This window comes from Sporosarcina sp. BI001-red (assembly GCF_003384035.1).
GTDB lineage: Bacteria > Bacillota > Bacilli > Bacillales_A > Planococcaceae > Sporosarcina.
Map to the genome: position 1 here is coordinate 1 of NZ_QQAK01000006.1, position 24,475 is coordinate 24,475.

At 36.4% G+C, this 24,475-nt stretch carries 23 protein-coding genes; 6 read left to right on the forward strand and 17 right to left on the reverse strand.

The features are described 5' to 3' along the window. Positions 1-159: 159 nt before the first annotated feature. The 4 genes from DVB69_RS01470 to DVB69_RS01485 all read right to left on the reverse strand — a co-directional run bounded on the left by DVB69_RS01470 (position 160) and on the right by DVB69_RS01485 (position 3,534). Positions 160-534, reverse strand: a complete 375-nt coding sequence (locus DVB69_RS01470; protein WP_116015870.1) for a hypothetical protein — start codon at positions 532-534, stop codon at positions 160-162. 286 nt (positions 535-820) lie between these two features. After that, the gene (locus tag DVB69_RS01475) at positions 821-1,843 is read right to left on the reverse strand and encodes a serine hydrolase domain-containing protein (protein WP_116015872.1); all 1,023 of its coding nucleotides are present in this window, start codon (positions 1,841-1,843) and stop codon (positions 821-823) included. A gap of 231 nt (positions 1,844-2,074) precedes the next feature. Then, positions 2,075-2,395: a GNAT family N-acetyltransferase gene (locus DVB69_RS17765; RefSeq protein ID WP_370452904.1), complete on the reverse strand. Its 321-nt coding sequence runs from the start codon at positions 2,393-2,395 to the stop codon at positions 2,075-2,077. A gap of 335 nt (positions 2,396-2,730) precedes the next feature. After that, entirely contained in the window at positions 2,731-3,534 is an 804-nt protein-coding gene (locus DVB69_RS01485) for an RDD family protein (RefSeq protein WP_116015874.1), read from the reverse strand. 116 nt (positions 3,535-3,650) lie between these two features. On the opposite strand from DVB69_RS01485, the gene DVB69_RS01490 reads away from it, so the two are divergent. Next, entirely contained in the window at positions 3,651-4,613 is a 963-nt protein-coding gene (locus DVB69_RS01490; RefSeq protein WP_116015876.1) for a stage II sporulation protein M, read from the forward strand. Here the strand turns inward: DVB69_RS01490 and DVB69_RS01495 are convergent. Genes DVB69_RS01495 through DVB69_RS01515 form a run of 5 tightly spaced genes read right to left on the reverse strand, consistent with a single transcriptional unit; the run spans position 4,610 to position 9,567 of the window. Continuing rightward, positions 4,610-5,971 (reverse strand): DUF58 domain-containing protein, encoded by a 1,362-nt coding sequence (locus DVB69_RS01495; protein WP_233505294.1) that lies wholly within the window; start codon positions 5,969-5,971, stop codon positions 4,610-4,612. The genes DVB69_RS01490 and DVB69_RS01495 overlap by 4 nt on opposite strands. Continuing rightward, positions 5,922-6,851: an AAA family ATPase gene (locus DVB69_RS01500; protein ID WP_116015877.1), complete on the reverse strand. Its 930-nt coding sequence runs from the start codon at positions 6,849-6,851 to the stop codon at positions 5,922-5,924. The genes DVB69_RS01495 and DVB69_RS01500 overlap by 50 nt, the downstream gene beginning before the upstream one ends. Further along, positions 6,848-7,975 carry a DUF4350 domain-containing protein gene (locus tag DVB69_RS01505; RefSeq protein WP_116015879.1) on the reverse strand — a complete coding sequence of 376 codons (1,128 nt, stop codon included), beginning with the start codon at positions 7,973-7,975 and terminating at the stop codon, positions 6,848-6,850. Before DVB69_RS01505 ends, DVB69_RS01500 begins: the two co-directional genes overlap by 4 nt. Positions 7,976-8,007: 32 nt before the next feature. Further along, the gene (locus DVB69_RS01510; protein ID WP_116015881.1) at positions 8,008-8,637 is read right to left on the reverse strand and encodes a DUF4129 domain-containing protein; all 630 of its coding nucleotides are present in this window, start codon (positions 8,635-8,637) and stop codon (positions 8,008-8,010) included. Between the two features lie 21 nt (positions 8,638-8,658). Further along, the gene (locus DVB69_RS01515; RefSeq protein WP_116015883.1) at positions 8,659-9,567 is read right to left on the reverse strand and encodes a hypothetical protein; all 909 of its coding nucleotides are present in this window, start codon (positions 9,565-9,567) and stop codon (positions 8,659-8,661) included. 498 nt (positions 9,568-10,065) lie between these two features. Between DVB69_RS01515 and DVB69_RS01520 the strand changes: the two genes are divergently transcribed. Beyond that, on the forward strand, positions 10,066-10,407 hold the full coding sequence (locus DVB69_RS01520; protein WP_116015885.1) for a thioredoxin family protein: 342 nt from the start codon (positions 10,066-10,068) through the stop codon (positions 10,405-10,407). Positions 10,408-10,675: 268 nt separating this feature from the next. Here the strand turns inward: DVB69_RS01520 and DVB69_RS01525 are convergent, their stop codons facing one another. Beyond that, entirely contained in the window at positions 10,676-11,182 is a 507-nt protein-coding gene (locus tag DVB69_RS01525; RefSeq protein WP_116015887.1) for an antirestriction protein ArdA, read from the reverse strand. Between the two features lie 269 nt (positions 11,183-11,451). Between DVB69_RS01525 and DVB69_RS01530 the strand changes: the two genes are divergently transcribed. The 3 genes from DVB69_RS01530 to DVB69_RS01540 all read left to right on the forward strand — a co-directional run bounded on the left by DVB69_RS01530 (position 11,452) and on the right by DVB69_RS01540 (position 14,231). Next, positions 11,452-11,712 (forward strand): hypothetical protein, encoded by a 261-nt coding sequence (locus DVB69_RS01530; protein WP_116015889.1) that lies wholly within the window; start codon positions 11,452-11,454, stop codon positions 11,710-11,712. Between the two features lie 400 nt (positions 11,713-12,112). After that, complete coding sequence (locus DVB69_RS01535; RefSeq protein ID WP_116015891.1) at positions 12,113-13,399, forward strand: GntP family permease; 1,287 nt, start codon at positions 12,113-12,115, stop codon at positions 13,397-13,399. A 55-nt stretch (positions 13,400-13,454) separates the two neighbouring features. Continuing rightward, positions 13,455-14,231 carry a 3-hydroxybutyrate dehydrogenase gene (locus tag DVB69_RS01540; RefSeq protein WP_116015893.1) on the forward strand — a complete coding sequence of 259 codons (777 nt, stop codon included), beginning with the start codon at positions 13,455-13,457 and terminating at the stop codon, positions 14,229-14,231. 73 nt (positions 14,232-14,304) lie between these two features. On the opposite strand, the gene DVB69_RS01545 is transcribed toward DVB69_RS01540, so the two are convergent. The 6 genes from DVB69_RS01545 to DVB69_RS01570 all read right to left on the reverse strand — a co-directional run bounded on the left by DVB69_RS01545 (position 14,305) and on the right by DVB69_RS01570 (position 21,416). Further along, positions 14,305-15,702, reverse strand: a complete 1,398-nt coding sequence (locus DVB69_RS01545; protein WP_116015895.1) for an S-layer homology domain-containing protein — start codon at positions 15,700-15,702, stop codon at positions 14,305-14,307. Positions 15,703-15,859: 157 nt separating this feature from the next. After that, positions 15,860-16,747, reverse strand: a complete 888-nt coding sequence (locus tag DVB69_RS01550; RefSeq protein WP_116015897.1) for an ATP-binding cassette domain-containing protein — start codon at positions 16,745-16,747, stop codon at positions 15,860-15,862. A gap of 7 nt (positions 16,748-16,754) precedes the next feature. Continuing rightward, complete coding sequence (locus tag DVB69_RS01555; RefSeq protein ID WP_116015899.1) at positions 16,755-17,768, reverse strand: ABC transporter ATP-binding protein; 1,014 nt, start codon at positions 17,766-17,768, stop codon at positions 16,755-16,757. A gap of 81 nt (positions 17,769-17,849) precedes the next feature. Beyond that, positions 17,850-19,451, reverse strand: a complete 1,602-nt coding sequence (locus DVB69_RS01560) for an ABC transporter substrate-binding protein (RefSeq protein WP_116015901.1) — start codon at positions 19,449-19,451, stop codon at positions 17,850-17,852. Between the two features lie 73 nt (positions 19,452-19,524). Then, positions 19,525-20,430, reverse strand: coding sequence for an ABC transporter permease (locus DVB69_RS01565; protein WP_116015903.1), 906 nt, complete (start codon positions 20,428-20,430; stop codon positions 19,525-19,527). Next, positions 20,400-21,416 (reverse strand): ABC transporter permease, encoded by a 1,017-nt coding sequence (locus DVB69_RS01570; RefSeq protein ID WP_199562785.1) that lies wholly within the window; start codon positions 21,414-21,416, stop codon positions 20,400-20,402. The genes DVB69_RS01565 and DVB69_RS01570 overlap by 31 nt, the downstream gene beginning before the upstream one ends. Before the next feature lie 722 nt (positions 21,417-22,138). Between DVB69_RS01570 and DVB69_RS01575 the strand changes: the two genes are divergently transcribed. After that, positions 22,139-23,125, forward strand: a complete 987-nt coding sequence (locus tag DVB69_RS01575) for a YpdA family putative bacillithiol disulfide reductase (RefSeq protein WP_116015907.1) — start codon at positions 22,139-22,141, stop codon at positions 23,123-23,125. 167 nt (positions 23,126-23,292) lie between these two features. Here the strand turns inward: DVB69_RS01575 and DVB69_RS01580 are convergent. Then, a partial coding sequence (locus tag DVB69_RS01580) for a MutS-related protein (RefSeq protein WP_483315845.1) occupies positions 23,293-24,475 on the reverse strand: 1,183 nt, incomplete at its 5' end.

Sequence of the window (24,475 nt, forward strand, 5' to 3'; positions counted from 1 at the left end):
AATTTTACTGGAGATAGTTTTAGAGTTACAAATGCGTTATCACGACAAAAATAATACCTAAATTGAAGGCTGGCAAGCTTGTGTACTTTTCATTGCAAACTTATGCACTTCTTCCTTGCAAAACACAAGGTCATTGAATTACATTCAACCATCCCCCAATTATTGTTTTATTGCTTTCATATCTTTTATTGAATTTATAAAAACCGGGTCCTCCTTTTTTATCTGATGCCCTTTTACAATTGAAATATAATAGTCTCTATTAGATAAAGAGAAGAAATTCTGATTAACTTGCTCTTTCTCAAAGTAGATTGTGTATTTATGATTGGCAATTGTTTTCAATTCCCAACTCCCACCTAACTCCATGTCAACATTATCTGATATTCTGTTAACAGCGAATCCCTCTTTATTTTCCAACAGTTCACTTACAAAATAATTATTTTTATCTTGTTGAATTACTAACAATTCCTCATCGTTCGTTGTTGTGATCAATTCAATAGTCCCTTTAATTCCCCCACTTTGAATAATCTCATCCAAAGCTTCTTCTTTCGAAGGGAAATAGTTTAAATTATCTTTGCTGCAAGCAGATAAAAGCAATAAAGCTGATATCAGTAAAGTAAAAAATAAGCGCTTAATGATAGGACTCCCACCTTTTCTTTTTCTGCTAAATAACTCTTAAAATTTCCAGCCTTTTACTCCTCCCGAAAACTTCTTATACCTTTTCATGTTTTACCACAAAACATATAATTTTGTTTGCTAGAATAGCCATATTACTGAATAGGGTACAATTTTTCTTCAAGAAATGCCTCTGATTATGTAATAATTAAAGGTTTTTTACACTTTCAATGATCAGGTTTCCAAACTTTTGAATATCTTTTATATAATCAAAACCCAAGTTTTCATGTGCATCTATACTATTGTACATTCTAACAGCTACCGTATTAAATTCAGGAATAACTGTACAGGAACATCCAGATGCTCCCAGGATTTGGTATGATCCATCAGGTAAGTCTGAACCTAGTTCATTATAATTGATAGAAACTTCACTGCCTTTAATCCACCATAGAAAGCCAAATTTCGGAAGATGACTAGGTATACTATTCGGACTTTGAACAGAAGTGGCTAAATCAAAAATATTTCTAGGGAGTATTTGTTTACCTTCATGTTTTCCTTTATTTAAGTGTAAATTACCCCATAACGCTAACTCTTTGGCACTTATATATAAATTTCGTTCATCACCAATGTTTGACCCCATCCTTAATGTTGGGTAACTAGTAGATAAATTAATATCACAGACCAAGTTGTCATTGCCCTCAGTAACCCAACCTGTATTTATTAAGTTTAGTGGTTTTATTACTTTATTTGTAAGAACTTCATTTACTGTTTTACCGGTGGCATTGTAAAGGATTTTGGCTAGTAAATCCGGTTTTTTTCCTTCAATATTTGTTTCTAAATCAAAAACGCGACTAACCGTATTCTTTTCGAATATCAAACCTGTACAACGAGTTAGTAAATGTTTAATTGTTGTATTACCAAGAATATCTACATCGTATTCATTAAAATGATCACTTACTTTATCATCCAAGCTTAATACGCCCTCATGAATAGCTATTGCTACAGCCAAACCGACATACGTTACTCTAACCGAATATACATTAAATCTAGAGGTATCTTCTATTTTTTTAGCGCCTTTTTCGAAATGATGTGTGCCTGAATACCATTCATGTACTAATTTATTATCTTTGATAATTACTACAGCTGAACCAGACGCATGCATCTGGTTCTTTACTTTTTCAGAATAAGATGAAACATCGTTAAAAATATCTTTGTTAAAAAATAACTCCATTCCTATTTCCACCTCTTCTATTAATACTCCTAATCAAAACAATAGTAATATATGTTTTCTGTATTAACTAAAACGGTTATATCACAATCTGGCTCTATTGAGGCACAGTCCTTATTCAACACCGCAACCGCCACTATTTAATTAATATAATTATTAAATTTAATTTTCCAAAAAATCTAAGGAATAATTGTTCTGACACCCTTTTTTTCTCTGTTTCGAAAAACCCATTTTTCAAGTAAAAGTTTCTGCTGGTACGTTTTCAGCGCCAGTTGACACTATTATCGTTTCACAATCCTTTTTGTTTTCCTCAATAAAATTAAATAACCTAGATGCGATTCCTTTTTTAAAATGTACAGGATGAACCATTAACCTATGTATATCAATAATACCTTTTTCAATTTTTATAGTAATGACTCCGCATAGCTCTTCATTTAGGTAATAGCCAAAGAAAGTCTCTTCAGATTTCTGTAACGATTCAATTGTGTCTTTTAAGGTTGGTATTTCATAAAATCCAATTATTTTTGCTTCTACACTATAAGAACGGTTTTGAATATTTAAAACTTTTCAGCAACTATAGGATTAGCAATATCAACTTTTTCAATCAAATATAACTCCCCATTTCTTTCTTAATACTAAATGAATCCAACCAACTTTTTGAAAAGTATTATTTCACAAAATGTCCAGCTAATCGAATACTGAACTCATATTTAACACTGACCCTATATTTACCACAAAAACTCTTTTTGAAAATAAAAAGGATCGCAATTTGCAATCCTGATTATTACTAAAATCCCTTTTTTAATTTGCTTTTTTCAACTTAACTGAACGACTTACTTCTTAAAGTAGACGGTTATTTTACACTTTTTGTAATTGAGAAGAACTAGTAATTACAGTTCATACGACCATTCTTCCCTCAAAATTAAGTAAAGAACTAGTAGCGTATTTTCCAATTCTAAATTACTCTTCCCTGAGACTTCTAAGCCGAATTTCGGAAGTAAGAGATTTGCTACTTTTTCCGTAAGACCATTGCGTTCGTTTTCGGACAATTGAGTGAGTCGATTGCTATATGTCTCAAGTAGTTTCCAATCTTGTTGGACAATTGACCTTAAAGCCCATTCTTCAATAACAAGATCTTCTTTTGTGAGTTGTTTCATAGCAATTTCTTTTTCAATTGGTGTTCGTTTGTTTTGTCTTTTTGTTTGTCGTTCATGTACAACAATCGTTCCTGCAACTAAATCTCCAATTCTTTTATGTTTCGAATGAAAGAAAATGAGCACAATTCCTAAAAAGTAACCACCAGGTAACGAGTCAATAATTCTAAGAAGATTGCGGATAAAGCTTGATAGTAATGTCAAGCTATGCCCATTTTCTTGGATTGCTCGAATACCAATAATCTTTTTTCCAATCGTTTTCCCACCTGAAAAGTACTCCATAATTACAAAATATCCTGTGTTGACGATAAAAAGACCGAGAATTGCAAGACCTAATATAAGTGATTCCATTCCCGTAAAAGACAGAAAACCTATATCTCTCGTAAAAAGAAATGCTAAAACAATTAGAACTGAAATATTAAATACCATTAAAATAAGTTGATCAATAATAAATGCCGCGCTTCTACTACCGAGTCCTGCGAGCTGAAACTGAAGAGTTACGAATTCTGGTGTCTTGATACCAATTCGTTCTTCATTCATAGTCATTCCCCACTTTCAATATGTAGTTTCATCCAAAAGTTTCTAAGTATCTGCTATACTGTATATTCGGAACATACGTAAAATACACACTCAAATTACAAGAAGAAGGTGTAAAAATGAACATCAATCAATTCGTGAAATTGCATCGTGAAGATTGGAACCAATTAGAAAAGATAGGATCTAAATTACATAAAGGTAAATCCAATTTAACAGGTGAAAGAATTGACCAGTTTTATGAATTCTATCAAAAATCTGCTCAAAATCTTTCCTACGCTCAAACGTACTTTCCAAATGAAGAAGTAACGGTTTACTTAAATGAACTTGTATCCAAATCACATAATGTGTTATATAAAGATCAAATATCGAGTATGAAACAAGTTGGTAACTTTTTAAGCACAACATTTATTCGTTTGTTTTTAGAACAATGGAAGTTTATTCTTGTCGCGTTTCTTTTGTTTACACTAGGTGCATTAGGTAGTTTCTTTGCTGTTCTCAACGACCCTCAATCGATGTATGCCATACTGCCTGCAGAAGTGGCTCAAGGAGTAAATCCCGATCAGCTTGGTAGCGATGAAATGGAAGTGAATTCTTCAGTAATGTCTTCCACTATTATGACAAACAATATTAAAGTGGGGATACTCGCTTTTGCCGGAGGTATCACATTCGGGTTATTAACTGTATATGTCCTTATTTATAATGGTATTTTGGTTGGAGCCTTAGCTGCCTTATTCTTTCACTACGATAAATCGTATGAGTTTTGGGCATTTATCGTACCACATGGAATGATTGAGCTTACAGCCATATTTATAGCAGGCGGAGCAGGTCTATTAATGGGTTATAAGCTCTTTGTCCCCGGCAAGTTTTCCAGAGGCTACCAATTGAAAACACAGGCAAAGCGCTCTGTTCAGTTACTAATTGGTACGATTCCATTATTCATCATTGCGGGATTAATAGAAGGATTCATCACTCCAGCATCAATACCATTGGGAGCAAAGTATGCAGTTGCATTCATTACTGTGATTGGTTTACTTGTGTACGTGTTGATTGGAAAAGTTTTTCTAGGGCAGAAGAGAATTTAAATTAAGTTCCGATTCATAATATCAATATAGTGGGAAACAGCTGCTACTGCTAAGTTTTCTTCACGGGCCTCAATCATTTGAAGGCCTTTTTTTTCCCATTTCAATTTCCTTTTTTTCTTTAGAAGCAGTTGTTGTTGAGCAATACTTTTTACCATTGCGGTTTGTACATCCACTGGATCCTCATTGATGCGATTATAAAGGGCAGTGTCCTCAATGCCAATCATCAAAAACATATGGCGTCTTCTAAGTCTTTGCAAATAGGCAAGCGCACTTTCCTCATGAAGAAATGAGCGAACATCACTAAAGAGTAATAGTAGACTTCTTTTCTTTTGCATGGTTTCTAAATAAGTGAGAACAGCAGCATAATTCGACTCGGCAGCATCCACTTCAAGAGAGTAAATTGCGTGGAGAATTGTTTGTAAATGAGTGATTCCTTTTGCGGGTGGTACAAATACTTGTACTTCTTTTGAAAAGGCTAGAACTGAAACGTAATCCCCTTTTTGTAAAGCTGCCGCCGCAACAGTTAACGAGGCTTCCAATACTTTTTCAAGACGATTTCCGTTTTTTAATTCCGCCCCCATCATTCTTCCACAATCGATTAAAATGGTTACATATTTTCCATGTTCAGGTTCATATTCATTGGTCATCACTTCTTGTAGTTTCGCAGATTGTCTCCAGTTAATCATCCTTGGGTCATCACCGACTCCGTAGTTTCGAATCTTTGCAAATTCTCCTATACCGCGTTGATGTTTACGGATTTTTGAACCCTCATATAACAGAAACCGTTGAGCATTGCCCAAATAGCTTTTCGTTTCAGTTAAGTCCGGAATAACTTTTACGAAATCCAGCAACGTAATTGTTTTTTGCTTTGCCCAAAGTCCTAACTTGCTCGTATAACGGCAGTGGAGTTGCTCTATTTCAAAGTTTCCGCGAACAGAAGCGTTTGTTTCATAACGTACTTGTACTACAGTTTCTTTTGCTACTTCTCCTTTAATTGGAAATGAGCTTTTAAAAGATTGTGGAATTCCATCTACAAGAAGAAAATTGAAGGCATGCTCTGAAGTATTTTCCACTTCAATATCGACTGTATAGGAAAGGTTTCTTTCCAATTCTTTCACAATTGTACGCTTGACATGAACTTGGTTTTTCTTTGGCGAATATAACAAGTCCAGCAAACTTCCAAATAGAATCAGAACATTCATGACAATAAGAAATCCCCAATCCATATCTAAGAGACTTCCGAGTGTTATTAAAGCAACAGATAGTACGAGAAAAATAATGAGTAATCGTTTCGTTGGTACGATTCCGCTACCTTGGAATAGGAATCGCCCCCACAAGTTCTTCGATGATTTGGTCAACAGCCGTTCCCTCCAATTCTACATGTGGAGATAATTGAATTCGATGTCTTAAAGATGGTTTTGCAACAATTTTAACGTCGTCAGGTGTTACGTAATCACGACCTTCTAAGTAAGCCCATGCTTGCGCAGCTTTACCAATTGAAATACCTGCACGAGTACTTGCTCCAAAACGAATGGATTCTGTTTCTCTCGTTTTTCGTACAATTTGCATCACATAATCGATCACACCATCACCGAGTGTTACTTGTTCAATTTCACGCTGGATTGTTGAAAACATTTCCATGTCGAGAATTGAAGAAATTGATTTTCCGGCAAAACTTTTTTCGATTATTTGTTTTAATATGTCTTTTTCTTCATTGAACGAAGGAAAGTCAATCAGAAGTTTAAACAAGAACCGATCTTGTTGTGCTTCTGGTAATGGGTAAGTACCTTCAAATTCAATTGGGTTTTGTGTGGCTACTACGAAAAAAACATCGGGTAACGGATACGTTTTCCCTTGGATGGTAACTTGTTTTTCTTCCATTGCTTCTAGAAGTGCCGCTTGTGTTTTTGCGGGTGTCCGGTTAATTTCATCTGCTAAAAGCACATTCGTGAAAATTGGTCCTTTTAACGTTTCAAAAGAACCTTCTTTCATGTTGTAAATCATGCTTCCTGTAATGTCACTTGGTAGTAAGTCTGGGGTAAATTGTATTCGTCTGAAATCACCACCGAGTAAACTTGCCAATGTTTTAACCATTTGCGTCTTTCCAGTTCCCGGCACCCCTTCCAGTAATACATGTCCACCTGACAAAACAGCAGATAATAGAAGTCTAAGTGTAATACTTTGACCCAAGACTCGTTCTTCATACTTTTCCAATAAGGTTAATAAATGCTTTCTCATCTCATCTCTACCTCTTTCCGTATGGTCTCTAGCTTTTTCGACCAATATAAATAGTCTTGTTTGCTTACTTTTTCTTTACTTAGCATTGGAGTGAGCCCCATGAGCATCTCTCGTATTTCATCTTTGTGCAGATGAGGGCATTTTTGCTTGAAATGATCCGTCAGGTTTTCCCATTCCATTGTATACGGAATCCGCCAACGCTCATGTAACAACGTTTTTACATACTCAGCTTGAATGACCAATGAGTCATGATAACGACGCCCCTTGAGGTACCAAGCAGCTAATGCTCGAAGACCTTCATCACTGAAACGAACTGTTTCTTCTCTAGGAATAAAAATCGGTCCGAATCGTTTTCCAAAAGCCCATAACCATAGGAGGGTAAGCAATGTTCCTTGTACTAGTAAAAGTAAAAACCATCGAGGATAGATTGTAAAAAAAGTCGATGCACTATCGCTACTATGTATATATTCGTCAAACAAAATCGTTTCAGAATTCACTTGATTTACAAGTGATAGAATAAGGGCAAGATGGTCATCTGTTAAAAGTTCACTATTCATCATCCAGCTTGGTGAATTTGCAACAATTAAACTTCCCTTACCGTAAGTACGCTGCAGTGCAATAGTTCCCAAGTCGTCTGAAAGTAAAATTTTATCATCGGTTTGTTCAAGAAGTCGAAAGGATTCAAGGAGTTCGGCTGAATAGGCATGGTCTGCTTTATCGACGATATGACCTTCATTTGTATCGACAGGCTCGGTTTCCAGTTCGAACATTCCTTTTGGGTTTTGTTTAAATAAAAGAATGGTATTTCCAGAATTCATGAATTCTTTGTATGCACCAAGTTCTTCAGTAGTTGGAATGAAATAAGGCTCCAACATAATGAGTAACTGATTTTCAGACGTTGTAGATAAATCACTTGGTGATTCTGACCATCTTTTGACGCTTTCCTTACTCTTCTCTAAGTACGTATAGAATGCTTTTACTCCTGTTGGGGAAGGGGAATCTGAAGCGAAAATTGGATACTCTTTTAGTTGGTCTTGCACTAGAATGTATCTAGAGAAGAGCAGGACAATTAAAAATAGTGACAGTCCGATCCAAGTTTTTTGTTTCAATCGTTTTTTCTGCAATTTAATTTTCCCTCCCTTCTCATGAGTAATTTTTATTCAACGGATTCCCCTAAAGCATCCATGACTTTCATTCGGAATTCTTGATATTCATCAATTTGAACTTCTCGTTCTCCATATGTAACTTCATCGAAGAAGCGAGCAATATGATAAAATTGGCTAGCTGTTTGCTGATTTACTTTTTTGAGTTCTTCATAATACTCCCAGTTGGTCTTCCAAATACGTGCTTCCAGCCATTGTTTTTCATGAAAATAAAGAAGTATTGCTAAAAACATATGGCGAGTTGCTGGGGTGAGCCTATTCAGCTCTTCTTGTTTACTCGCTTCAGTCAAGTGCATCTGAAAGGACCAATCGATTTCCTTCATCGATTGTAGAGGTATTTTAGAGTGAACAATTTGTCTGCGTTTTCGCCTGCGAACAAAATATACCAAGGCGATGGCAACGAGAATAAGCATAACGATAATAACAATTGCCAAAATGGGTCCAGCAATCATGCTCGTCTTCTTCATAGATGGAAAAAGACGCTCCAAAAATTCAACAAACCAAGCTTTAATCTTCTCCCATAAAACCGTGAAGAAATTCGTTTCTTGGTCTGTATAAACTGTATACTCTTTCTTACTTAAAATACTTTCCAGTTCGTCTTTTACGTTCTTTACATTATCCATAGGAAATCATCCTTATAAAGTTCATGATTGAACCACTGTATACTCATCAATCAGCTCTTTTAAATCATCTGCATCATGCCTTACTTTTAAATCAAAGTATGTAACTGCAAAACCAACAGCAAATATTATTGCAGTGACAATATTTACAAGTGATAGAATCATTGATAGCAAAACACTATTACCTAAAAATAACCCAAATGTAAGTTCAAAAGCAGTGCTGATAATTGAGAGGATTAGAAAGAAGACGATGTACAGTCCTACTAACTTCCAACCGTGCTTACGAGACAGTCTCCAACTTCTTGAAAGTCCAGGAGTTCCTTCTCCAAGTACTGCAGATCCAAAATAAAAGCTCCAACGGGTAATTAAATATCCAATTACGATAGCAAATGCTAAGAAAAGCAGCACTCCTAAAATAATACCAACTATTGGAAGCGTCGCTATTCCAATTATGAAGACTAATGCGATAAACATGATAGGAAAGAGTATTAATCCCGTGACAATGAGTGTAAATAAAAGCGTACTGCCAAGAATTGCACCGTATCTACCAAAAGCTTTCTTCACGACAGAGCCAATTGTATAGGCTTCATTTTTTCGTATATGATCGACAACAAATAAAGTTGCAGCAGTAGCAACAGGAAATATGAACAAACTAACAATGCCTAGAAGTATTACGCCTATGTCGGCTCCAAGACTTGTTGTTTCATCCACTTCGAAAGTCGCAGCAATATTTTCATACCAAGCCCCGCCTACAGAAACTTCTCTGAAAAAATTGACGCCAGACAAGAGTTTTATTAAGGCTTCAAGCAGATAGACTGGTCCCATAAATAGTAGGGAAATAATGAAAAAGCTTTTAAAATTATTTTTACATAAGGTAAAGGTCAAATCGAGTATTTCCCCAAATCTCTTTGGTCTGTTGAGTCTCTCATTCATACCATTCATCTCCTAATAATTAAGTATATAAGTCATTCTAACACTATTCAAATAATTGGTGAACTGCTGTAAGAAAAAAGCGAAGTCGACTTCCTATTGAATCGCAAGGATGTCGACTTCGCTTTATATTTTTCAGGATCATTTCAAGTTGAATTTGTAGATAATCTTATAGACTACATTGTTAAATAACTTAATTTGAATGCACTAAACTCTTATCATATCCATTTTCAGAACTACCTTATTTAGTATCTTCTTTACCTACCTGAACCATAACAGGCACAGTCCATCCATCACAACTTGTCCCTTTTATATAGATGATCTTTGTCAATCTGCCCCGTTTCTGATGGAACACTTTGGCATGAACGACCTTAACTCCTTAAATTCTTCTAGAAAACTAGTTTGCACAATACAAAAAATTAAGGTAAAGTAAGCACAGAGTATTTCCACTAATTGATAAAGTCTTTTAGCTGATGTGTTCTACTTTAAGGAGGAATTATAATGTCCCATGTTTTAGAAGTTTCAAAAGAAGATTTCCAAAAAGAAGTTCACGAGTGTGAATCACCAGTATTTGTTGATTTTTATACGGATGAGTGTGGCCCTTGTCAAGCACTTGAGCCTGTCCTTGAAGATGTAGCAGAAGAGTTAGCTGGTAAAATCAAATTTGTAAAGCACTGGATTACGTATGAAGATTACGAAGCGAAATCTAATCCAGTTCAACTTAAATATGACATCGCATCCTTCCCTTCGCTCTATTTGTTTAATAAAGGCGAAGTCGTTAAAACATTTGCTGGCTATTTAAACCGTCAAGATTTACTTGATTTCTTGGAAGAAGTTCTTTAATACGATTAACTCCCACACGGTTTTCATGTTCATTCATGGAAATCGTTTTTTGTAATTCGTTCTATAGTCAGCAAGTACCAACATTCAAGATTGTTTCTCACGAAGCATCCAATACTTAACATAAAAAAATGGTGATTTGAAAGGCTAGACCTGACAAATCACCATCTATTTATTAACGTATTTTAAAAAAAAGGTTTTTGCATTGAATGTGATCAATAATGTGTCATGCTATAAGTCCTCTATTGTGCGTATGTGTGGTGTAAAAGCTTCAATATGTGATGTAATAACCAATGTCAGATAGGTCTATGTATTCGCCTGTATTTAACCAATTGGCTGCGAGTTTTTCCATATCAACGAAATCCACGACTTCTTGAGGAATTTCATAGGAGAGAAAACCCTCGTCATTAAGGTAGTGTCCAAGTTCTTTCAAACTATGACAATTGAAAGCCATATACTTGCCATCTTGATGTACTTGTATCACTTGTTCTAATTCCAGTTTTTTAGTTTTAGCTATCAGGGCGATAATTTGTCTTTCGGTTTCTGCAACCCCTTCAAGATATTGCATGATACGGTTTAACTCATAGATGTCATCGTATGCACCAACCTCAATAGGAAAGGAACTTTCATAATCATGAATGAGTATCCCCTTATTAATCCCCAGCACAGCATTCAGATGGGCATCAATCGTTTCTTTCTCTGTTGGAAGCGAAATCCATTCCCCTACTAAATTACCAGCCTTATTCTCTGCAAGATTTACCGTGTACAGATTCAGCATGTGCCATTTCACTTCCTTTCTTGTTGGTGTGGGTGGCCGTCCCTGAAAGTTTAGCTATTAGAGTGAACAAATATTGAAACAAGCCGTGAACTGTATTACATTGCAATCAAAATGTAAACATTTGATTACGTTGTTCACGGTTACCAATATACCATGTGAATATTTGTATACATAGCTGTAATATTTGGTAATTTTTTAGGTCGCATTATTTATTAAAATGTATGATAGAATAGTATTCTTATCTCTGAAGAAAGGTGGACTGTAAACTTATGGTCAATTCGAAAAGTACTGTAGTTTCTATTAGAGTGAATGATGATACATTGAATAAGTTGCAAGAAATCCAGAATCTACTAAAAGTAAAAACCAACACTGAAACAACGCAAGGCGTGCTGTTTGCGAACATGATCGCGCTTTATCACAAATACCTAAATGATTTGGACAAAGACGAACAGGATGCTTTTATAAAGGCCCAACTAGTGAAAGCACTTACTGAACTTCCAACCAATGGAATTACGACAACTGAAGCATAAATGTACATAAAAAAGTAGCCCTTATCGTTCAGCAGTTTGAACGGTAAGGGCTTTTTTGACATTCATCTCATAAAATCATTTCACTTCAATTTAAACAAAATAAAAAGTGATTTCTATATAGATCCGTTTTACGGAGTCTTTTTTGTAAAGTACGATGATCCAACTGTTTACAAAATGTTAAAAAGCCTCAAAAGCTCATTTTACATCTATACGTCAAGGATTTACATCATTCTTCGTTCTATTCATTTCATGACTTTGAGAATTCCTTCTTATATTAAGGGATGTAATCAGAATAAGTATTTGTAGATTCTGGTATTTGTAAACTCAATACATGATTGAAGTGCTAACAGCCAACCTATCCAAGCAATAAAAAGTTTTTATTGAAAAGAGGTGATTTCAAATGTTGAGTATTGTTGTCGGGTTAGTTTTGTTAATGGCGTTAGCTTATCTAGGCTGGTCCATTATTTGGGTAGCTCCAATCGCTGCGGGAGTGGTAGCGTTAATGAGTGGTCTAAATGTATATGATACATATACAGGAACCTACATGAGTGGTTTAGTCGGATTTGTGAAGAGTTGGTTCCCTATCTTCCTTTTAGGAGCAATTTTTGGGAAGTTAATGGAGGAAACAGGTGCAGCAAAAGCTGTTGCAAAAAAGGTAACTCAGTTAATCGGTAAAAAGAGAGCCATTCTTGGGGTGCTTATCGCTTCTGCTTTACTAACCTATGGTGGAGTAAGTTTGTTTGTAGTTGTGTTTGCAGTCTATCCAATTGCGCTTGAGTTATTCCGTGAAGCAAACGTCACTAGAAAGTTACTTGTACCTACATTTGCCCTTGGTGCCTTTACTTTTACAATGACATCTATTCCTGGAACACCACAAATTCAAAACTTAATACCAATGGAGTATTATCATACAACACCAACCGCAGCACCTGTGATAGGTATTGTCACTACACTTATTATGGCGGTGGGTGGATATTGTTGGTTAGCATACCGAGAGAAAAGGTTCTCTGCAAAGGGGGATCGATTCACTGAACCGGATAAAGTACTAACGACGGAGCAAAAAGTGGAAGAAAAAGTTCCGAACTGGATATTATCGTTAGTTCCGCTTTTAGTAGTCGTTGTATTACTAAACATTGTGAAATTGGAACCTATATATGCGTTAATACTTGGTGTAGTCAGCATCATGCTGATTAACATAAAGGATTATAAAAAGTTTGTTTTCTCGGTTAACGATGGAGCAAAAGGTTCTGTATTGGCCATTCTAAATACGAGTGCGGCCGTTGGTTTTGGTGCTGTCATAGCCGTCGTACCCGCATTTGAAAGTATAACCGCTTGGTTGCTTAATGTTTCAGACAATCCATTAGTTGCTCAATCCCTAGCCATACAGATTATGGCTATTATCACGGGGTCTGCATCTGGAGGGATGGGAATTGCACTTGGTACACTTGGTGAAACGTTTTACAGCCTTTCTCAATCCACAGGAATTAGCCCAGAAGTATTTCATAGAATGGCTTCCGTTGCTTCAGGTGCATCGATATTCCCTAATAATGGAGCTCTTTTAACACTGATCGCTGTTACGGGATTAAGCCATAGAGAAACCTATAAAGATGTATTTGTCGTAGCTGTTTTAGTACCTACAATCGCAGTAATCGTAGGTATTATATTGGGCGGTATGGGATTAGTTTGAAGTGAATTACTAACTGTTACAAAAAAATTTACCTATAAAATGGAGGAATATTATTATGGTTGAAAATAAAGTAGTTATTATTACAGGTGCAGCTCGTGGTATTGGATTTGAAATCGGAAAACATTTTGCAAATGCTGGCGCAAAAGTTGTGCTTTCTGACATTAATAACGAAGTGTTACAGGAATCTGTAGAATCACTTAAGAAACTCGGTTATGAAGCAATTGGAGTTAAGGCGGATGTAACAAGCGAAGAAGATCTTCAAAACTTAGTGGCTGAAACAAAAAAAACGTATAATCGCGTTGATATCGTAATAAATAATGCTGGTTTACAACATGTATCCCCAATCGAGGAATTTCCAACAGCTAAATTTGAATTGATGATAAAAATAATGTTAACTGCTCCTTTCATTCTTACTAAAACGGTATTTCCAATTATGAAAGAACAAGGGTATGGACGGATCCTTAACATTGCTTCAATTAACGGTTTAATCGGATTTGCAGGTAAAGCAGCATACAATAGCGCAAAACACGGAGTAATTGGTTTAACAAAGGTTGCTGCGCTAGAAGGAGCTGAACACGGTATTACTGTAAATGCAATTTGCCCTGGATATGTAGATACACCTCTTGTTCGTGGACAAATGGCTGATCTAGCAAAAACTCGAAATGTACCTATTGAGGATGTATTAGCTGAAGTCCTGCTTCCTTTAGTACCTCAAAAGCGTTTATTAGACGTAAGTGAAATTGCGGATTATGCTTTGTTCCTAGCTAGTGATAAAGCGAAGAGTGTTACAGGACAAGCTGCTGTTATTGATGGTGGTTATACTGTTCAATAATTGATTAGGTGCCTGTGCAAGAAACTTTCATGTTTGTTTAAACATTCATGATTGTTCTGCGCACAGGCACCTACTATTTATTTCCTTTCTCTTTACCTTTTTCTACAAGGGACTGAACCAATCGATAATCACCTTTTTCAAACTTTGCTGACTTGTTATATGCAAAAGCGCTGACATTCGTTTTATATACACCATTGGAATCTAATAAATGTACATCTGTCGGATACTGCAACTCTGAATCAAATGGAACTTCATACCACGCGTCATTTTTCTTTACTTCTAGATCATATTGATAGCGAAAATATCCGTAAGTCACATCACTTGAATTGGTAAATTTGAGTTTTAAGTAATCCGTTGAGTCGTTATAACTTGCCTTTTCTAATTCCATCGTTACACCTTCTGCAGCAGATGGCAGCTCCCCATAAGGCGACTTCACTGCTTCCAAGATTTGAAACTGTGCCGCTAAAATGATGCTTTCACCGTTCGCATCATTAATAGTTTGGACCACTCGATATCGACCAGCTGTAAGGGGTGATTCGAATCTTTCGTCGTTAAGTGAGATTGACTCTTGATGCTTTTCTCCAGTTTGTAATTCATACATGATGGTTGGAATGGCTAAATCCTCGTCAAACGGAACATCGTGCCAGGAACCGTTTTTCATTACTTGGATTTTAAATAGTGCTCCAAACATTTGTTTAAGCGAGTTATTGTTGGTGATTGTTAGTGTAGGTGTGTCTAATTTGGTGTACCGATCTTTGTCCAACGTCATAGATATTTCTTTAGCCAACGACGGGAGTGAGCCAGATGAATCTTGAGCTGGGGCTGTTTTACTAGATTCAAAGATCTTATGAATCATTAGAGCCAGTTCTCCTCTTGTTATCGGATCTGCTGTACCAAAGAGTGCTTCTGTCTTTCCTTGTACGATGCCATTAGCAACTAGAATTTGAACGGCCTCTTTATATCGATCCCCTACATCGACAAACTGAATGGTCGCCTTTTTATCAAGTGGAAGCATTCGAGAAAGAATGATAGCCGCTTCTCCTCTTTTTAACGTGTCGTCAGATCCAAATAAGGTTTTAGTTTTGCCTTTAATGATTCCCGCCTCATAAAGAGCCGACACAGTGTGAACTGCTCGTTGAGGAAGGTCTGTAAATGGCGCTTTCTTAGGATTTGGATTGAGACCTTTAATGCCATAGTTTCCAACGATCATTGACGCATCTACTCGTTTAATTGGCTGAGAGACGCCAAACTGAGTTTCATTCATGCCTTGAGCAATACCGTTAGTCCACATGAACCAAACAGCGTCTGCATACCTCGTACCGTTTGCATCATTAAATGGCGAAAACCCTATACCTAAATCTAATGGTGGCAGCTCTGAAGATGGCTCATCTGCGAACGCCGATGGAATAGAAGAAGTGATTAGAGCTCCTATAAGTGCTGCAGTAGTTACAAAACGTTTAAAATTTTTCATAAACAGTTTTTCCTCTTTTCTGAATTGCTCAGTATGTAATAAAGTATAGCACAATGATGAAAAGATGGAATTCTATGTATTTAAATTAGGTGCCTGTGCAAGAAACTTTCATGTTTGTTTAAACTTTCATGATTGTTCTGTGCACAGGCACCTACTTTTATTGATATACAAAGTGTCCTGGCGATACCTCTATCATGTCACCATCTACTGGTAAGCTAGCTACATCATAAAGCAGGATTTCTTTATTCCTTTCATAAATCGGATCTGGAACTGGTACAGCGGATAGAAGGGCCTTCGTATAAGGATGTAGGGGATTTTCGAACAGTTCTTTTGTAGGGGCCATTTCCATCATTTTACCGTGAAGCATAACACCGACTGTATCGCTGATAAACCGAATAATAGAAAGGTCGTGTGCTATGAAAAGAAATGTGAATCCGTATTCCCTTTGTAATTGCTGGAACAACGTCACGATTTGAGCCTGAATGGAGATATCCAGCGAAGCAATTGGTTCGTCAGCAATGATTAAATCTGGTTCCATACCAATGCACCTCGCAATCGCCACACGCTGTCGTTGCCCTCCTGAAATTTCGTCAGGATATTTTGATTTAAAGCTACTATCCAAGCCTACCTGTAACAGCAAACTATCAATCTTTTTCTCCAACTCTTTTTTTCCTTTTACGATATTGTTAATCTTCAAAGGCTCAGCAATTATTTTTGCTACAGTCATTCTTGGATTCAGTGCCGCAGCGGAATCTTGAAATATAATTTGTATATTCCTTCGTGTATAGTTTTTATTGTCACGAAATCTCTTTTTATTTGAAATCATATTTCCTTTAAAATGTACTTCACCATTCGTAGGTGGATAAATCCCCATGACTGTACGCGCTATCGTTGATTTTCCTGATCCAGTTTCGCCAACCAGACCAAATATTTTACCCTTCTCAATTGTAAAGCTTACATCATCTATGGCTTTAATCGTCAATTCTTTATTGATATGAAATTCCTGTTGAAGGTGACGTACATCTAGAATGATAGTTGAGTCCATCTATTCTTTACCTCCTTTTTAGCGAAATGGGCGGTTTAACAATCGGCGCCCTTTCATCAAGTAACCATGTCGCTGCAAAATGAGTTTGGGTGATTTGAAACATTGGTGGCATCTCTGCATAATCAATCTTCAAAGCGTATTCATTACGAACAGCAAAGGCATCTCCAGGTGGAGGATCTAACATTACTGGTGGCATCCCCTGAATACTTTTAAGGTTTTCGCCTTCTATTGTACTTGACGGGAGTGCTCCCAATAGTCCCCACGTATAGGGGTGACATGGGTCATAAAAAACTTCTTCCGCGGTACCCATTTCAACCACTTTACCTGCATACATAACCGCAACCTTGTCAGCAATACGTGCTACAACACCTAGATCATGTGAGATGAAAACAATTGATATGCCTGTCTTATCTCTAATATCCAAAAGAAGATCTAGTATCTTTGCTTGAACAGTCACATCCAATGAAGTTGTTGGCTCATCTGCGAATAATATTTTAGGGTCGGACGCCAAAGCAATCGCTAACACACATCTCTGACGCATTCCACCTGAGAAAAAATGTGGCTGTAAGTTAAATCTGTATATAGGATCATCAATACCTACTAATTCCAACATTTCAATCGCTCTTTCTTTTGCCTCTTCCCTGCTAACTCTTTTATGTTTTAGAATAGACTCTGTGATCTGCTTTCCGATTGGAATTGTTGGGTTCAATGTTGTCATAGGATCTTGAAACACCATAGAAAGGACTGAACCTCTAAGGTTACGCATTTTCTTCTCTTTATAATGGGTGATATCTTCTCCTTCAACAAAAATTTGCCCATTTTTGATGTTAGATGTTTTGGGGAGTAGCTTCAGTACTGATTGACTCAGGACAGTTTTCCCACATCCAGACTCACCAACAATAGCCAGAATTTCACCTTTTTGAAGTGAAAGGTTCACGTTTCTGACAGCTTCGACTTCACCATTAGGAGTATCAAAGCTAATAGATAAATTTTTCAGTTGTAAAATCGCTTTATTTATCATTCACACGTCTCCCAATAGTTGGTATGAAACAACCAGATGCTCAATTGAACATCTGGCGTTATACAACTTTATTTTGCTGAATTATTTATTGAGTTTCCACTCTTCGATGTTCCACATTACACCCACTGCATGGTGACCAAGAACTCTTGAAGTGTCAAGACCCTCAAGACCTGAAATCCCAACATAATTACCGTCAAGATAAGCAACTAATACGATACCAGGTTGTTCTGCATATGCTACTTCGAATTCATGGTAAATACTTTTTCTTTCATCCTCATCAGCAGTATGTCTACCCTTATTTAGTAATTCATCCACTTTAGCATTGGAATAATGCATAGTATTGCCACTCGCATCGGTGACAAAACTTGCATAGCTCATATCAGGATCGAACTGAGCAGCACCGCCATAAAGGAAACCATTATATCCCGCATCCCAGTCAAACTTAGTTACGAGGACAACTTCCATTTCAACGCCAGCTTCTTTTATCATATTTGAAACAATATTCGCAATATCTACACGCTCTTCTTCGTATTCACGAACTTGAATGGTAAAATGGAACTTTTCTCCGTTACGCTCATAGATACCTTCTTTATTTTTAGTCCAGCCGAGTTCAGCCATCTTTTTATTAAATACATTAAGATCATAAGGATATATATCTGCCGCCTTATTACCGCCAAATGCATTTAGTTGAAGCGGGCTATATGCAACAAATCCATTGCCTTTAAGTACACTATCAACGATATCCTGTTTATAGATGGCGTTGTTTAAAACACCAATAGAATCCTTATTTTTCTTCCAAAAGTCGGTTTCGAAATCCATAGACAATCCACGATAGTCGGCAGTCTTGAAATCGAATTTTTCGAATTTTTCATTCCCTCGGAAGCTTTCAGCATAATTCGCATTCAACCATGCTAGATCTGCATCGCCCGACTGAAGCATTGTTGCTTTCGTGCTTTCAACTGACACTGTTTTATAAATAACTCGGTCAATGTTAGGAACCTTGTCATAGTAATTTTCATTTTTCTCAAGAATAATCATCCCGCCACCAGTATCCCATTTAACAAATTTGTACCGGCCAGTCCCAACTGGATGCTGGTTAAAGGAGGCTGTATTAATATCTTCACCTTTAAGTAAATGCTCAGGAATAATCCCCATTGTAAAATAATCAAGCATGGCTGCATTGTAGTTTGAAAGTTTTATGATGACTGTGTAGTCATCAGGTGCAGTTACGCTGGTAATATCTTGATAGTTGCTGGTGATACTTGCTGATAACGTTTTGTCTTTTGTTAAAACTTCATAAGTGAAGACAACATCTTTAGCTGTGAAGTCTTCACCATCATGCCACTTTACGTCTTTTTTAAGGTTAAAAGTATACGTATATGTTGATTCGTCGTATTCAAAGCTTTCTGCTAAATTCACGATTGGCTTGCCCTTTTCATCATATTTCATAAGTCCAGAGAAAATGATATCTGGCAATTCGTTATGGTTGTTGAGAATAGGATTAATGGTATCCTCACTTTCTCCTGCATATACCAGTGTGTTGGAAGTATCTGTTCCTTTTGTCGTTTTCGACCCGCTATCCTCTTTCTCTTTCTTCGCCCCTAGGCAAGCACCAAGGCTTAAACTAAGCACTAATAGTAGCATAATGGTTGTGAGTTTCATCATGATTTTCTTACGATTCATTTCAAGATCCCCCCGATTTCATTTATAAAAACTTTCATATTCGTATTAATTGATTCCCCAAGAAATATTAGATTTATAAATTACTTGCTTTTCTATTTGTCTCTTTTCTGAAGTAATTCCCAATGTCGGTAATTACGAGTAAGGTTATTACTAATATTAAGCCAGGTATAATAATGACCCACCATGTATTCGATAGCAGTGCTCTATTTGCAAGTGAAAGCATGCTCCCCCAAGAAATAACATCTACTGGGAGTCCCAGACCAAGAAAACTTAGCGTAGATTCCATAGTCATGCTGGTACTGATACTCGAAATCACAATGAATAAAATGGCAGAAACAAAGTTTGGAATTAAATGCTTGACCATCAAATGCGGAAATTTTGCTCCCATACATCTTGCTGCGACTACATACTCACTGTTTCGTATTTGTTTCACTTCACTTCGTACAATTCTTGCCAATGCAAACCAACCAGTCACACCAATTACTAAAGATATTTTAAATATGTCTTGTTTTCCCATCAGTGACACAAACAACAATATAAGCAATAGCGATGGAATGCTGCTCACAATCTCCACAGCACGCATCATAACTGCATCAACTTTTCCATTGGCAGTTCCACTTATACAACCATAGGTCACGCCAATAACCGTACTAATGACCATCCCCAAAATGCCAATAGTAATTGAAGCGCGGCCACCATACCAAATCATAGAATAAATATCTCGTCCTAGTGAGTCCGTACCAAAAAAGAACTCAGAATTTGGTGGCTCGTTAAGATTTTTCAAATAGAAACTACTAGGGGTATGATTGGCTAAATGCCCTGCAAACAAACAACATAAAAGAATTATAACCAGAACAATCATAGATAAAATGGGCTTTCCTTTTAACCTCTTCCACATGGACGGTTGGTTTTGTTTAGGTATATGCAATTTATAATTAGCATGTACCATTAAGAACTGGTCTTCGTTCTTTTCCGCCATGTTACAGCCTCCAGTTCCTTCATCCTTGGATCAATCACTTCATTAATTGATTGTGCAATCATGCTGCTAATAATAACTAATGCACCTGTAATTAATACGAGAAGCAATAATAGATTGTAATCGTGGTATTTCGCACTCTCTACCGATAACGCACCGATTCCGGGATAATTAAATACCGCCTCTGCAATATACGTCCCACTCACTATATGCGTAGTGGAAATGGCCATAATGCTAATAATCGTTGGTGCAATATTTCGAAGGCAATGCTTAAAGATGATTTCAACTTTTGCCAAACCCTTCGTTTTTGCCAATAGAATATAATCTCTACGAAATTCATCTAGGAGCTTATTTCGAAACATATAGGCGTAGTACCAAAGATGGCTTAGAACCATAACTGCTAGAGGTAGAACTAAGTGTTGAAGTCGATTAAGTACATCTCCTGATTTCCCAAAATCGTAAGCTCCACTGCTAGGCAACCAATTGAGATTAATACTAAAAACCAACACTAATACAACACCCAACCAAAAAGTAGGAATATAGTATGCTGCCGTACCCACTTTACAAATAATGCGATCGAACAATGAATCTTCGTTCAACGCACAGCAAATTGCTAAAAATATAGCCAAGAAGAATACAACAAGATAAGATATACCACCTAAAATTAATGTATTTCCTATAAGTGGTGAAACAACTTCCATTGCGGGTATTTTATATTTGAGGGACATTCCAAAGTCTCCATGGAATGTGTTAGAAATCCATTTAGCATATTGAATATGAATAGGATCATCCAACCCCAAACGTTCTTTAGCTGCAAGCAATTCTTGTGTTGACATAGATTCAACGGCATCTCCGTAAAAGGACTGCAACGGATCCCCCGGTGCTAGACGTGAAAAATAAAATACAATAATGGACAAACAGACCATAGCAATTACAAAACCAGCTACTTTTTTAAGAATCTTTTGTATGACCCTCGTCTTTCTCTGCAAGTGAAGACCGCCTTTTTCGTTCAACTCAGTTTTGTAATCTATACATAAATGATCTTCATACTGATTAGTAAAAGGACTTGTCATTGACCTAATGATTTCTAGTGACTTTGATGCAAATATAGAGCAAGGTGTTTTAGATTCAAAAAGGGATCACCTTTAAAAGTGTGAAGATAAGTAAGGAACGAACATACTTTAGGACAAGGTACGGATCTTATTAAGATCCCTCTCAACATTCGGTTAGAAATACATTCAAGAGCTCAAATCATAGGGCTGTTAGTTTGCATTAAGGTGAAATAGTTTCTTTTACTGAAGCGAAAATAAAATCTTGTCGCTAAAACTTATTATAGACAATTATTCCAATTTCCAGACCGAGTCTTCTTTCTCTATAAGTTAGTTCGACGTTTGTTATTTTTAAAACTTGGAAAACAAGATAATTATCTATGTTGATGTAGCATTTTCTAAGTGACGAAACACATTTAGAGGAGGAAGGGAAACCAGTAAAGATGAACGGCAATTGCGAGGAAAATCGAAGCGTTTGGAGAATGTCCTTTGAAGTACCTGCAGAAAAAACGTAACGAAATCTGGCTTTTGAGAGCATAAGCGAAGTGTTAGGGGCGCAACCTTGCACGAAGCAACGAAACAGCAGGATGGTTTAATTCAACATATATAGTTCATACTTCTACAGTATTTAACCTTTAAGGATATGGGAGGAAAATAATTGTATGTATGATGTTATTATTATCGGCGGTGGTCCTTGTGGTTTATCCACCGGCCTTGCCCTTCAAGAAAAGGGACTTTCTTATGTAATTATTGAAAAAGAGGCGATCGTGAATTCCATTGTTAACTGTCCATTACACATGACGTTCTATAGTACATCTGACCGTTTAGAAATTGGCAATATTCCATTCCTCTCACAAGATGTACGCCCGACTCGGACTGAGCTGTTAAAATATTATCGCCTCGTAACCGAACGACAAGAAATCAATATTAAATGTTATCAAAAGGTAAATTCTATTTCCAAGAACTCAGAGTCATTTATTGCAGAAGCAATAGATCGGAATGGGAACAACATTACTTATGAAGCAAAGACGCTTGTAATTGCAACGGGAATCTTCGATACGCCTAGACAGTTAGGTGTACGCGGAGATAATTTACCAAAAGTATCACATTATTATACAGAAGGTCACCTCTATTATGGTCAGCACGTAACAGTGGTGGGGGGTAAAAATTCAGCGATTGAGGCTGCTATAGATCTATATCGCAACGGGGCTCAGGTAACACTTGTGCATCGAGGAGAAACCGTCTTAGAAGGTATTAAACCATCCTTGTTATTAGATATGCGTAACCTTCTAAAAAAAGGAAGAATCGACTTTTATCCCAATTCCAGCATTGCTAACATTGACGAAACAACCATTCAAATTAATTCTCCCGAAGGAATGGTCACGCTTCAAAATGACTACGTGTTCTCCCTCATAGGATACCAACCAAATATTTCAATGTTACAAAGTATCGGAATTAACACCAACCTCACATCATTAGTTCCTTCTTTTAATTCAGAGACTTATGAATCAAATATCGAAAATGTCTTTCTTTCTGGTGTTGTAACAGGTGGCATTACCAATAAGGTTTATATTGAGGACGGACGATTTCACGGTATGAAAATTGCAAACGCAATTGAACAGCGGCTTTCGAATGTAAAGAGTAGATAGTATTAGGTGCCTGTGCGAGAAACAATCATGTTTGTTTAGGCATTCATGATTGTTTCTTGCACCTGCTTTTGCCAAAGATAAGTTAGTCGAACTGATAGAAGATGAATAATCGTCGCCTGTATTAATAAATATAAAGGCATCTAAGAGACAAACCATTTCAATGAACCTTAAACCTTTTCAGGGAAGCCTAATTTTATCCAAATTCGATCTTTACCGAACTTCTTAGCTATATTTTCAGCAGATGATATTATTTCACTAGGAAATTCAAGTAAATCTAGCAATTTAATAGAATTTCGTGTTTTTGAAGGTCCTTCATGCACTTTGTAATCGAATATAATTTTTCCATCCTCAATCTTTTCTCTAAAGTGTTGATTTGAATACAGCGATTCTGATATCTCGGTAAGCTCGATATCATGAGAAGCTAAAATATTAATTCCGTCATGAACAGATAACCACTTCATTATGGCAGCAGAGGCAGATATTCTTTCAATAGTATTTGTACCCTTTAATATCTCATCAACAAAAGAAAAAACTGGTTGACCATGTGAAATAACATTAAGAATCCTTTTTAAGGATTTAATTTCTGCAATAAAGTAACTATCACCCTTCAACAAATCATCTTGAATAGCCATTGACGTAATTACAATACTTGGCTTCATTGACCACTCTTTTGCTAACACTGTATTTATTGTTTGGGCAAATATCGCATTGATAGCTATAGCTTTAATATAAGTGGATTTTCCTGAAGCGTTCGATCCTGTTATTAGTGTTAGTTTATTTAACAAGCTGCTATTTACAGCTGGTTCATTTAATAAAGGATGAGCCATATCTTTAAAAGTCACTTCTTCATTTTCAGAAAAAGATGGGTTTGAATAATATTTCAAAGATTTTCTATAATAAGCTACTGCAATTGCAGCATCTATTTCCCCAATAGTTTTCCATATATTTTCATAACTCTTATAATTGTTAGATATTATTTTCATTACTTTATTATAAATCAGAAAGTCTATTAAAAAGATTATTCTGATATACTCGAAAAATAATTCAAAACTACTATTATTTCCTTTTCCAGTTGAATTAATCTTGCTGTATTTAACTGCCTTACCCACTTTCGCTACATTTTCATCTAGTCCTATTATATGTTCTCCTAAACCTTCGTTCTTTAAAATTGATATTCTTTTCCCTAAATCAATTATTGATGCTGCATATGTATTTGAAGATATTGAATAGGCTACACTTACTTGGACAGAAAAGTTAGGGTCTTGTAGAATACAACCAAAGAGATGAGGAGAATCTACATGACTGAAAAACGAGTGAGACGAACCTATACAAAGGAATTTAAAAACCAAA